Source organism: Kitasatospora sp. UYEF31, assembly GCF_057291755.1.
Genome location: NZ_JBXAWK010000009.1, coordinates 31,316 through 42,895 on the forward strand (window position 1 = coordinate 31,316; position 11,580 = coordinate 42,895).

General features: G+C 69.9%; 11 protein-coding genes. 6 read left to right on the forward strand and 5 right to left on the reverse strand.

Annotation, left to right across the window (positions count from 1 at the left end; all coding sequences use genetic code 11):
- Window positions 1-16 precede the first annotated feature (16 nt).
- From nirD to AC0Z36_RS06625, 3 genes are all read left to right on the forward strand, one after another.
- Window positions 17-433, forward strand: a complete 417-nt coding sequence (gene nirD, locus AC0Z36_RS06615; RefSeq protein WP_485461837.1) for a nitrite reductase small subunit NirD — start codon at window positions 17-19, stop codon at window positions 431-433.
- 105 nt (window positions 434-538) lie between these two features.
- Complete coding sequence (locus tag AC0Z36_RS06620) at window positions 539-1,915, forward strand: MFS transporter (RefSeq protein WP_485461753.1); 1,377 nt, start codon at window positions 539-541, stop codon at window positions 1,913-1,915.
- Between the two features lie 97 nt (window positions 1,916-2,012).
- Entirely contained in the window at window positions 2,013-2,807 is a 795-nt protein-coding gene (locus AC0Z36_RS06625; protein WP_485461754.1) for a metal-dependent hydrolase, read from the forward strand.
- Window positions 2,808-2,953: 146 nt separating this feature from the next.
- Here AC0Z36_RS06625 and AC0Z36_RS06630 read toward each other — a convergent pair whose 3' ends face one another.
- The 5 genes from AC0Z36_RS06630 to AC0Z36_RS06650 form a co-directional block, all read right to left on the reverse strand.
- Window positions 2,954-3,700, reverse strand: coding sequence for an ABC transporter permease (locus tag AC0Z36_RS06630; protein ID WP_485461838.1), 747 nt, complete (start codon window positions 3,698-3,700; stop codon window positions 2,954-2,956).
- Between the two features lie 38 nt (window positions 3,701-3,738).
- Window positions 3,739-4,668 (reverse strand): ATP-binding cassette domain-containing protein, encoded by a 930-nt coding sequence (locus AC0Z36_RS06635; protein WP_485461755.1) that lies wholly within the window; start codon window positions 4,666-4,668, stop codon window positions 3,739-3,741.
- A gap of 76 nt (window positions 4,669-4,744) precedes the next feature.
- Window positions 4,745-5,386: a PadR family transcriptional regulator gene (locus tag AC0Z36_RS06640; protein WP_485461756.1), complete on the reverse strand. Its 642-nt coding sequence runs from the start codon at window positions 5,384-5,386 to the stop codon at window positions 4,745-4,747.
- Between the two features lie 66 nt (window positions 5,387-5,452).
- Complete coding sequence (locus AC0Z36_RS06645; RefSeq protein ID WP_485461757.1) at window positions 5,453-6,544, reverse strand: WD40/YVTN/BNR-like repeat-containing protein; 1,092 nt, start codon at window positions 6,542-6,544, stop codon at window positions 5,453-5,455.
- A gap of 203 nt (window positions 6,545-6,747) precedes the next feature.
- A complete protein-coding gene (locus AC0Z36_RS06650; RefSeq protein WP_485461758.1) occupies window positions 6,748-8,217 on the reverse strand; it encodes an ABC transporter permease in 1,470 nt (489 codons plus the stop codon).
- An 82-nt stretch (window positions 8,218-8,299) separates the two neighbouring features.
- Here AC0Z36_RS06650 and AC0Z36_RS06655 point away from each other — a divergent pair, with 82 nt between their 5' ends.
- The 3 genes from AC0Z36_RS06655 to AC0Z36_RS06665 all read left to right on the forward strand — a co-directional run bounded on the left by AC0Z36_RS06655 (window position 8,300) and on the right by AC0Z36_RS06665 (window position 11,452).
- Window positions 8,300-8,770 carry a MarR family winged helix-turn-helix transcriptional regulator gene (locus AC0Z36_RS06655; RefSeq protein ID WP_485461759.1) on the forward strand — a complete coding sequence of 157 codons (471 nt, stop codon included), beginning with the start codon at window positions 8,300-8,302 and terminating at the stop codon, window positions 8,768-8,770.
- Window positions 8,771-8,977: 207 nt separating this feature from the next.
- Window positions 8,978-10,492 (forward strand): RNA polymerase sigma factor, encoded by a 1,515-nt coding sequence (locus tag AC0Z36_RS06660; protein WP_485461760.1) that lies wholly within the window; start codon window positions 8,978-8,980, stop codon window positions 10,490-10,492.
- Window positions 10,493-10,732: 240 nt separating this feature from the next.
- On the forward strand, window positions 10,733-11,452 hold the full coding sequence (locus tag AC0Z36_RS06665; protein ID WP_485461761.1) for an MBL fold metallo-hydrolase: 720 nt from the start codon (window positions 10,733-10,735) through the stop codon (window positions 11,450-11,452).
- The last annotated feature ends 128 nt before the right edge of the window (window positions 11,453-11,580 follow it).

Below are 11,580 nucleotides of genomic sequence, written 5' to 3' on the forward strand. Positions count from 1 at the left end.
TGACCTGACTGGCGATCTGGCTGCGCCGGCAGCCGTTCAGCTGTCGATCGAGATCCACGACGGAGCCGGCTGGCACACGGTGTGCGCCGGAACCGACCTCCTTCCTGGCCGGGGCGTGGCGGTGCTGGTCGGCGACGAGCAGGTGGCGGTCTTCCGCGACCGCATCGGGTCGGTGTACGCCGTCGGCAACCGCGACCCGTTCAGCGGCGCGTACGTCCTGTCCCGCGGCATCGTCGGCAGCCGCGGCGACGTGCCGGTGGTCGCCTCCCCCATGTACAAGCAGGCGTTCGACCTGCGTACGGGTGCCTGCCTGGACGAGGCGACCGCGCCCGACGGCAGCGACGCGGCGCTGCGGGTGTGGCCGGTGCGCGCGCTCCGGTCGGACACGTCCGGGTCCTCACAGCCGTCTTCCGGTGACATGCGGGAGCCGTAGCACCACGGAGTCACGACGGGAGGCGGGGCGAAACGTCCCGCCTCCAGGCTGTTTCCAGACACCGGAAGTCCCGGACGGAAGTCCCCGCACCCCTGGTAGGTCCCCATGAGCACAGTCGTCGGAACACCACCCGTCACACAGGATCCGGTCCCCGGCAAGCAGTACGACATCAACGACTGGCGGCCCGAGGACCCCGAATTCTGGGAGCGCACCGGCGCCGTCACGGCCCGCCGCAACCTGCTGTTCTCCGTACTCTCCGAGCACATCGGCTTCTCCGTGTGGAGCCTGTGGTCGGTGCTCGTGCTGTTCCTCGGGCCGGAGTACGGGATCGACCCGGCGCAGAAGTTCACGCTCACCGCACTCCCGACAGCGCTCGGCGCGGTCTTGAGACTTCCGTACACCTTCGCCGTCGCGAGGTTCGGCGGGCGGAACTGGACCATCTTCAGCGCGCTGCTCCTCCTGGTCCCCACGGTGCTCGCCGGGATCGTGCTCGAACCGGGCGTCTCGTACGGCACGCTCCTGGCCGTCGCGTGCGTCGCCGGTGTGGGCGGCGGCAACTTCGCCTCGTCGATGGCGAACATCAACGCCTTCTACCCGCAGCGCCTCAAGGGCTGGGCGCTCGGTGTGAACGCCGGCGGCGGGAACCTCGGGGTTCCCGTGGTCCAGCTGATCGGACTGCTGATCCTGAGCACGGCCGGTGCCGGTCACCCCCGGCTGCTGCCGCTCCTGTACATCCCGCTGACCGCCCTCGCGGCCCTCGGTGCGGCGCTGCGGATGGACAACCTCACGATGGTCCGCAACGACAAGCGGGCCATGCGCGACATCACCCGGGACGCGCACACGTGGGTCGTGTCGGTCCTCTACATCGGCACCTTCGGCTCGTTCATCGGCTTCGCGTTCGCCTTCGGCCAGGTGCTCCAGGTGCAGTTCCCCGAGCAGTTCAACACTCCGCTCAAGGCTGCCTACCTGACGTTCCTCGGGCCACTGCTCGGTTCGCTCGCCCGTCCGGTCGGCGGGCTGATGGCCGACCGCTGGGGTGGGGCGAAGGTCACTTTGTCGACCTTCGGCGCGATGGCAGCAGGCGCGCTGGTGGTGCTCACGGCCTCCCGGCAGGACTCGCTGCCACTGTTCATCGCCGGGTTCACGGCACTGTTCGTGTTCAGCGGTATCGGCAACGGGTCGACGTACAAGATGATCCCGGCGATCTTCCGGGCGAAGGCGCGGCTCTCCGTCGGAGCCGGCGGCGACGCCGACCGTGCCGAGCAGGAGTCGCGCCGCCGGGCCACCGCACTGATCGGTGTCGCGGGCGCGGTCGGCGCGTTCGGCGGGGTGCTGGTGAACATCGCCTTCCGGCAGTCGTTCCTGGAATCGCACAACGGCGACGCCGCGTACCTGACCTTCCTCATCGCGTACGCGGCCTGCCTGGTGCTGACGTGGGCGGTCTACGTGCGGCCGTCGGCCCGGCGCCTCGCGGGCGTCTGAAATCTGTCTGTCTGACGTGTGATCACGTACGGCTAGGCTTCCGGGAACGGCTCGGGCGGCACTGTGTCCCGGGAGTTCGAGGGGCGGACGGCACAACATGATGGGACCGGCGCATTCGCTGTCCGGGGCGATGGCTTGGATGGGCGCGGGTGCCGCCGCGGCGGCGTACGGGCGGCCCATGCCGTGGCCGGTACTGATCGTGGGCGCGCTGATCTGCGCCGGGGCTGCACTCGCGCCCGACCTGGACCACAAGGCGGCGACGGTGTCGCGGGCCTTCGGGCCGATATCGCGGGGCCTGTGCGGCCTGGTGGACGCGCTCGCCTCCGGCGTCTACCAGGCGACCCGCAAGAAGGGCGACCCGCGCCGCAGCGGCGGGCACCGCACGCTGACGCACACATGGGTGTGGGCGCTGCTGATCGGCGCGGGCGCGGCGGCGATCTGCGGCTACGGCGGGCGCTGGGGTGTGCTCGGGGTGCTGTTCGTGCACATGGTCCTGGCCATCGAGGGCCTGCTGTGGCGGCAGGCCCGACTGTCGAGCGACGTGCTGGTGTGGCTGTGCGGGGCGACGAGCGCGTGGATGCTCGTGGACATCCTCGACAAACCGGGCAACGGCGCGGACTGGTTCTTCACCGCTCCCGGCCAGGAGTACCTCTGGGTCGGACTGCCGATCGCACTCGGCTCGCTGGTGCACTGCGTGGGCGACGCGCTGACGGTCTCCGGCTGCCCGATCCTGTGGCCGATCCCGATAGGCCGGAAGCGCTGGTACCCCATCGGGCCACCGCAGTTCATGCGTTTCCGGGCGGGCAGCAAGGTAGAGGTGAAAGTGCTGATGCCACTGTTCATGGGCGCGGGAGTGGTCGGCGCGGTGGGGGCACTGGGGGTCATCGGCTGACCGCCCGCTCCCACCGGGGCGGGGACGTGTCGAGCCGGGACAAGGTCGTGCCGGGCCTTCTCGATCCAGTGCCGGATGATCCCGGAGCCGCGATCATCCGTCACTGGATCACCGGCCCGGATGCCGCCAGGGCCCGTCAGTCCGCCTCAGCGGCTGAGCATCCCGAAACGCCGCACCGCAAGCGGGAAGAACACCGCGATCAGCACCAGCGGCCAGGCCACCGCCAGGAGTCCGGCGTGCTCCGCAGCCCAGGACGAACCCTCCGCGCTCCGGTTGCCGAACAGTTCGCGCACCGCGGTCGCGGTCGCGGACATCGGGTTCCATTCGACGGCCGCGCCCAGCCAGGACGGCATGCTCTCCGGCGTGGTGAAGGCGCTGGAGAGGAAACCGACCGGCCAGACCAGGATCTGCACGGCGGCCACCATCTCCGGCCGGCCCGCGACCATCGCGAGGTGGATGCCGATCCACAGCATCGCGAAGCGCAAGAGGAGGAGCAGCCCGATCGCGCCGAGTCCCGCCGCGAAAGAGCCGTGCCAGCGCCAGCCGATCGCAAGCCCGACCCCGGTCATGACGAGCAGGCTCACCGCCGACTGGAGCATGTCCGCGGTCGCGCGCCCCACCAGCACCGCGCCGTTCGTCACCGGCATGGAGCGGAACCGGTCGACCACACCCTTGTTGAGGTCCTGGGTGACCGCGAGCATCGTCGCTTCCAGGCCGAACGCCATGGTCAGCGCGAGCATCCCGGGCACCAGGAAGTCGACGTAGTCGCCTTCGACGCCCTTTCCGCCGCCGATCAGATAGCCGAACATCAGCAGCAGCATCACCGGGAACACCAGGCCCACGACGACCTGCGCCGGCTGCCGCGCCCAGCGGGCGAGTTCGCGCCGGGTCATGGTCCAGGAATCCGTGACCGCCCAGCCCAGCGTCGTACTCAAGCTGCCGCTCCTTGCGTAAAGTGCAGAAAGACCTCGTCGAGCGTGGGCCTGCGGACGGCGATGTCCTCCGCGTCGATGCCGGCGTCTTCCAAGGCCCGTACGGTTTTGTTCAGCGCCGCCATCCGGTCCGTCACCGGCGCACTGAGCAGCCGCCGGTCCTCATCCACGGACACCTCCCCCGGCAGCAGTCCGGCCGCCTCGCGCAGTCGCCCGGCGTCGCGGACGACCACATCGATGCGGTCGCCGCCGGCCTTCGCCTTCAGCTGGCCCGCGGTGCCGTCGACGATGACCCGGCCGTGGTCGATCACCGAGATCCAGTCGGCGAGTTGGTCGGCCTCTTCGAGGTACTGCGTGGTCAGCAGCACGGTCGTGCCACCGCCGACGAGCGAGCGCACGGCGCTCCACACTTCCGTACGGCCGCGCGGGTCGAGCCCGGTCGTCGGCTCGTCCAGGAACAGCACCTCGGGCTCGGTGATCAGTGACGCCGCCAGGTCGAGCCGCCGCCGCATCCCGCCGCTGTACTGCTTGACCGGCTTCCGGCCGGTGTCCGCGAGGCCGAAGCGCTCAAGCAGTCCGCCGGCCCGCACTCCCGCGCGCCGCGCGCCCAAGTGGTAGAGGCGGCCGAACATTTCGAGGTTCTGCCGGCCGCTGAGGTCTTCGTCCACCGCCGTGTGCTGGCCGAGCAGGCCGATGCGGTGCCGTACGCCGTCCGCCTGGGTCCGCACATCGCACCCGGCCACTTCGACCCGGCCCGTATCGGGGCGCAGCAGGGTGGCCATGATGCGCACGGCGGTGGTCTTGCCCGCGCCGTTGGGTCCGAGCACCGCGTGCACGGTGCCGCGGGCGACGGTCAGGTCGAGACCGTCCAGTGCCGGCTTCCCGCCGAACTTCTTACGTACGCCCTCGACGACGATCGCGTCAGTCATCCGTCTCCTCCAGTCAATTAGTCAAACTTGACTACTCGGACAAAGTAACTCCATCCGTAGGATTAGTCAAACTTGATTAGTCGCGATCCCCGCTGTGCGGGACCCCGGTCGCGTACGGGTTCTCCTCGCCCGGGGCCAGCACGCCCACGAACGGCTCACCCTCCCCCGCGAAGGTGTACGCGCCGCCTTCGATCCGCTTGACCAGGCCGCGGGTCCACGTCGATCCGGCATCCGCCGTGTGCACCCACATGTCCATGATCTCGCCGATGTGCCCCAGCTGTCCGGGCCCGTCCGCGGGCGTGTAGTAGTCCGTGACGGAGGACCGCCACTCCGCCAGGCCGCGCACGCGTTCGCGCAGGAGTGCGAGGGCTTCGGCGCGCGGCAGGTCGACGATCAAGCCGATGCCCGCCGACAGCACGTCGGTCTCCTGGGCGGACCCGGAGACGGCCGCGCGGAGCAGCGTGAAGTACTCCGCGGTGCCCTGCCCGGTGATCTCGTACTCGGTGCGCGGCGGGCCGCCCGCCGTGGACGGCGCGACCTCGTGGGCGCACAGCAGTCCCTGCTTGGCCAACTGTTTCAGCGCGTGGTAGATCGAGCCCGGCTTGGCGTTGGACCACTCGTGGGCGCCCCAGTATTCGAGGTCGTTGCGCACCTGGTAGCCGTGTGCCCGGCCGTGCTGGCGGACTGCGCCGAGGACCAGCAGCCGGATCGCTGACATCGCCGTACCCCTTACTCGTCAAGTCCGACCAGGGTACGTGGCGAGGCACAGCCCGCGGCGGCCGGCTCAGGCCAGCACGGCGGCCCGGACGCACAGCACATCAGGCAGGTGCTCGACGACCCGCTCCCAGCTGTCCCCGTCGTCGTGGCCCGCGTAGACCTCGCCGGAGCGGGTGCCGAAGTAGACGGTCGCCGGGTCGCCTCCGTCGACGCACAGGGCGTCGCGCATGACGGCCGTCCAGAAGCCCCGCTCGGGCAGACCGTCGGTCAGCGCGGTCCAGGTGTCCCCCGCGTCGTCGCTGCGGTAGACCCGGCAGTTGCCGTCGGGCGGGAAGCGCAGCGAGTCGGCGGTGATCGGGAAGACGTACACGGTGTCCGGGCGGTGCGGGTGCACGGCGATGGTGAAACCGAAGTCGGCGGGCAGTCCTTCGGCGATCGACTGCCAGGTCGCGCCGGAGTCCTCGCTGCGGTAGACGCCGTGGTGGTTTTGGAGAAACAGCCGGTCGGGCCGGCCGGGGTGGCGGGCCACCTTGTGGACGCACTGGCCGAACTCCGGGTATTCGTCCGGTAGGAAGTACGCGCGGATGCCCTCGTTGGAGGGGTTCCAGCTCTTTCCGCCGTCCTCGGTGAGGTACACCCCGCCCGTCGACATCGCGACGGTCACCCGCTGCGGGTCCTGCGGGTGCGGCAGCACGGTGTGGACGGCCATCCCGCCGAAGCCCGGTGTCCACTGCGGCCGGTGCGGGTGGTCCCACAGGCCGCGGACCAGTTCGAAGGACCGACCGCCGTCGGCGGAGCGGAACAGTGCCGACGGCTCGACCCCGGCGTACACGACGCCGGGCTGGTCCGCCGGGCCCGGTTGCAACTGCCACACGCGTTCGACGGACGCGCCGAGTTCCTTCGGGAAGGCGACCGCGCCGCCGGCGGACGGCTCCCGCCAGGTCACGCCCAGGTCGTCGCTGGTCGCGACGAGCGGGCCGTAGTGCTCGCTCGTGACACCCGCCAGCAGCCGCGGCACGGGGCCGCGGGTGTCGATGGCGACCGAGTAGACCCCGGTCATGGGGTGGTGCGGGCCGGTGAAGTCCCAGCGGCCGTTCTCCGACAGGCCGAGCCACAGGCCTTTGCGGGTTCCGACGGCGAGCAGGGTGGGCGGGGCCACGGCGGCCTCCCTATCATCTGGGGTCCGGTTACCTGTCCGCACGCTACGCCGCACGGGGCCGGCCCGCCCGGGCGTCGCAGTCATTGCGCCCGAACGGGTGAACGAAGAACGCCGGAAAAGATTTCGTACCGGGTTGCGGCCGGACAACGCCCGGAGCAACCCCGTACGAGATCTTCTTTCTGGTCTTCCCGCCGCGCACGAGGTCAGGCGGCGTTGACCGGCTCCGCTGCCGGGACCGGTCCGGCGTTTGCCGCCAGGCCGAGGCGCGACGCCTTCAGGTCCTTCAGGTCCTTCAGGTAGATGACCCCGAGAGTCACGGCGATCCACGCGCCGAGGACAAGGATCCCGGCGGTGAGTCCGTCGTTGCCGAAGTAGGCCACGCCATTGATCGCGCGCACGCCGACGCCGACCGGCAGGACGTAGGACAGCGGGCTCAGCCAGCCCGGCAGGAACTGCGCGGGCATGATGCCGGCACTGGTGGCGTTGCCGAGGATCAGCAGGACGACCGACGTCAGGGTCATGCCCGCGGGGCCGACCAGGCGGATGAACATCATCGTCGCGCCGCCGACGGCCGCGGCCATCATCGCGACCAGCGCGGCGATCCCGAGGAACGAGCCCGGCAGCGCGTCGAAGCCCGTCTTGGCGATGACCGCGACGATCAGGCCGCCGACCACACTGAAGACGCCGAGGCTGAGCACACGCTGGCGGAACTGGAGGCGCGGGCCCATCTGGAACGTCATCATGCCGAAGAGGAAGCCGGCCAGGACCACACCGAAGGCCGCATAGAAGACGGACAGCCCGCGACTGTCACCGGAGACCGCGGGAAGGACGTCCACCGGCACCAGCTGATGGCCGCCCGCCTGGGCGACCTTGCCGAACGCGCCGGAGACCGTCGCGGTGACCGAGGCGCCGTTGGCGCCCGCGTAGAGCAGTTTCGCCGGCTGGCCGGGCTGACCGGGGACGTACGCGGCGTACACCTTGCGGTTCTTGAGCGCGTCCTGTGCCGCCGCCGCGTCCGGGTAGGCCTTCGTCTCGAACCCGCCGGGCATTCCGGCCTTCAGCCCGGCCTTGACCTGCCCGGCCTCCTGCGCGGAGCCGACGACGGCCACCGGCAGGTCGTGCGGCTCGGGCGCGTGGAAGGCCGCGAGGTAGACGCTGACGAATATGGAACAGATGACCAGTGCGATGGCCACCGGCAGGAAGACCGCCTTCGCGCCGACGGCCCCGGCGGGACTCGGCGCGGCATCCGCCGCGGGGGCGGGGTGGAGCGGGGCCTGGTGCCCGGCGACCGGCTCCGCGGATGTGTCTACGGATTTATCGACAGATCTATCCACTGTGACTGTTCCGTCCGCTGATGCTGTATCTCCCACCGGGGCGGCGACAGACTCCGCGACGGGCCCGGCGTCGACTTCTGCCTCCACCTTCGCGTCGGCCTTCATCTCGACCTTCGCGTCGGCCTTCGCGTCGGCCTTCGCGTCCAGTTCAGCGACGAGTTCGGCGACCAGTTCCGCCACGGGCTTCGCGTCGGACCCCTCGGCGGATTCACCGGCGGCCTTTGCAGTGACTTTGTCGACAGATCCGGCTGCGGGCTCGGCAGCGGAGGCGCCTGCGCTTGGGACGGCGGCTCCGTCGACGGACTCGACGGACTCGTCGACGGGGGATGAACCGGACATGAGGAACCTCTCGGGCGGATGTAAGGTACCTGATAACCGTACCAGTTCGATATCAGTTTCCTTATAACCCGGGAGCCCGCACGTGATCCAGGACCCAGCCAGCCGGACCAGCTACCTGGCCTGGCAGTTCTCCCAGGGCATGGCGCCCCGCCTGGAGAAGGTCCTGCGACCGCTCGACCTCAGCCTCGCCCGCTGGCACGCGCTGATCCACGCGAGTCTCGCCCCCGGCGTCTCCAGCGCCGAGATCGCCCGCCGCTCGGGAGTGACCGCCCAGTCCATGGGCGTGACGGTGAACTGGCTCGCCGAACGCGGGCTGCTCACCCGCAGCCCGCACCCCGCCAACCGACGCGTCCTGCAGGTGCGCGTCACCGACGAGGGGCGGCGCCTGACCGAACTGGCCGAGGCCGCGGTCGACACCGTCCAGGCCGAGATCCTGGAAGGCCTCTCCCCCGAGGACCAGGCCGCGGCCGCCGCTCTGCTCCGCCGTCTGGTCGAGCGTGTGAATCCGGACGCGCTGCGCCTTCCGGAGGCCTCCGGGGAAGGTCTGCGCTGACCACAGACCATGGCAGGGGCGGAATTACCCGGCACCACACGGGGTTGAACCGGAAAGTGAGCCAGACCACACGTAAGCTGGTGTAACGAATGGAGCTGGCGCGCGATATCCCGAGAGGCGCTTGCCGAGAGGCCGGCTCGACAGATTCACCGCTGTGTTGCCGCACGGCCGCACCGAGTCATTGCCCGTTGCTCCGAGAGGTTGTTCGTGTCATCCAGCCCATCCCGTACGTTCCCGCAGGAAATCGCCGAATCGCAGTCCCTGGTGGCGCTCATCGAGCGCGGCAAGACGCAGGGGCACATCGTCGGGGATGACGTACGCCAGGCTTTCGAAGCAGACCAGATACCGGTAACCCAGTGGAAGAGTGTCCTACGCAGCTTCAACCAGGTCCTCGAAGAGGAAGGTGTGACGCTGATGGTGAGTGCTGTCGAGCCGCCTAAGCGGACCCGCAAGAAAGCCACCGGTGATGCTCCCGCACGCGCTGTCAAGAAGACGGTAACTACGCGGGTTTCGGGTGTCAAGAAGGCCGCAGCAGCCAAGGCGGAGGCCGTTTCCGACGTGGACGGAGCCGTCTTGACGGACGTCGCCGTGGAAACAAAAGCACCCGCCAAAAAGGCCGCCGCAAAGAAGAAGGTGACCAAGAAGGCCGCCGCCGCGGCGGCTTCGACCGAGACCGCGGAGCCCGCCGAGGAGACGAACCTCGGCGACGACGACGACGAGGCTCCCAAGGGCACGCCCAAGGGCAGCAGCGTCGTCCTGTCGGACGACGATGACGACGACGACGGCCCCAAGCAGCAGGTCATGGTCGCCGGCGCCACCGCCGACCCGGTCAAGGACTACCTGAAGCAGATCGGCAAGGTCCCGCTGCTCAACGCGGAGAAGGAGGTCGAACTCGCCAAGCGGATCGAGGCCGGCCTCTACGCGGAGGAGAAGCTCAGCGAGGCCACCGACCTCACGCCCAAGTTCAAGATCGAACTCGGGCTCATCAAGGAGGACGGCCACCGGGCCAAGAACCACCTCCTTGAGGCGAACCTCCGCCTGGTGGTGTCGCTGGCCAAGCGCTACACCGGCCGCGGCATGCTGTTCCTGGACCTCATCCAGGAAGGCAACGTCGGCCTGATCCGCGCGGTGGAGAAGTTCGACTACACCAAGGGCTTCAAGTTCTCGACGTACGCCACGTGGTGGATCCGGCAGGCGATCACCCGGGCCATGGCCGACCAGGCGCGGACCATCCGCATCCCGGTCCACATGGTCGAGGTCATCAACAAGCTCGCCCGTGTGCAGCGCCAGATGCTCCAGGACCTGGGTCGCGACCCGACGCCCGAGGAGCTGGCGCTGGAGCTCGACATGACCCCCGAGAAGGTCGTCGAAGTCCAGAAGTACGGCCGTGAGCCCATCTCCCTGCACACCCCGCTGGGTGAAGCGGGGGACAGCGAGTTCGGTGACCTCATCGAGGACACCGAAGCCGTGGTCCCGGCCGACGCGGTGGCGTTCACGCTGTTGCAGGAGCAGCTGCACTCGGTGCTCGACACTCTGAGCGAGCGGGAGGCCGGCGTGGTCTCCATGCGCTTCGGCCTGGTCGACGGCCAGCCCAAGACGCTGGACGAGATCGGCAAGGTCTACGGGGTGACGCGCGAGCGCATCCGTCAGATCGAGTCGAAGACGATGTCGAAGCTGCGTCACCCGTCGCGTTCGCAGGTGCTGCGCGACTACCTGGACTAGACGGACCAGGCAACAGGTGCACGAAGGCCCCCGGGCCCCCTCTACGGAGGGGGCCCGGGGGCCTTCGTCGTTCCCTACGGCCGTTTCCCTACGGCCGTTTCCCTACGGCCGTTTCCCTACGGCCGTTTCCCGGCGGCGCGGGTCCGTGCGCGGACCCGCTGGCCCCCGGTTCGCCGCGCGCTGAATCCGCTGACAGCTCAAGACCGGCCGCCGCCCGCCGCCGCTGGTTACCGTCGGCGCATGACACTCGTTCAGATCAGCGACAGCGTCTGGCAGTTGCCCCTCCCCCTCGGGCATGTGCACGTGGTGCGCCTGCCTGACGGGTTCGCCGTGGTGGACACCGGCGTCCCAGGATCCGCCCCCGCGGTCCTCGACGCGCTCGCGCGGCTCGGCGGCGGGCCGCAGGACCTGCGGAAGATCGTGCTGACCCACTCCCACATCGACCACATGGGCTCCGCGGCGGACCTCGTCGCGGCCACCGGGGCCCGGGTCCTCGCGGGTGCGGTGGACGCCCCGGTCGTGCGCGGCACCGCACCGGAGGCCCCGCCGGTGTTCACCGGTACGGAACTGGTCCTGCACCGCCAGATCATGGCGGGCTTCGCCGAGACGCAGCCCGCTCCCCTGCGCCACACGGCCGTGGACGTCGAACTGCACGACGGTGGCAGCCTCGACGGCTGGGGTGAGCGGGTGGACGTCCTGCACGTCCCCGGCCACACCCCCGGCGGCGTCGCGCTGCACCTGCCGTCGAGCGGTGTGCTGTTCTCCGGTGACATCGTCGCCACCTGGGAAGGCCGGGTGGTCCTCGGCCCGTTCAACGTGGACCGGGCCGCGGCCGTCGAGTCGTTCCGGCGGCTGGCCGGGCTGGACGTGGAGAGCGTGTGTGTGCCGCACGGCGAGCCTGTCCTGAAGGACGCGGGCAAGGCGATGCGCGCGGCTACCCCGGAGACCGACTGGCTGTGACGGCGCGGGCCCGTCATTTCAGACCACGCCGGGAAGTGCCGGTCACGTCAGGCCGGTCGCCCCGGACCACACCTGTCGATGCCGGTCACGTCAGGCCGGTCGCCCCGGACCACACCTGTCGATGCCGG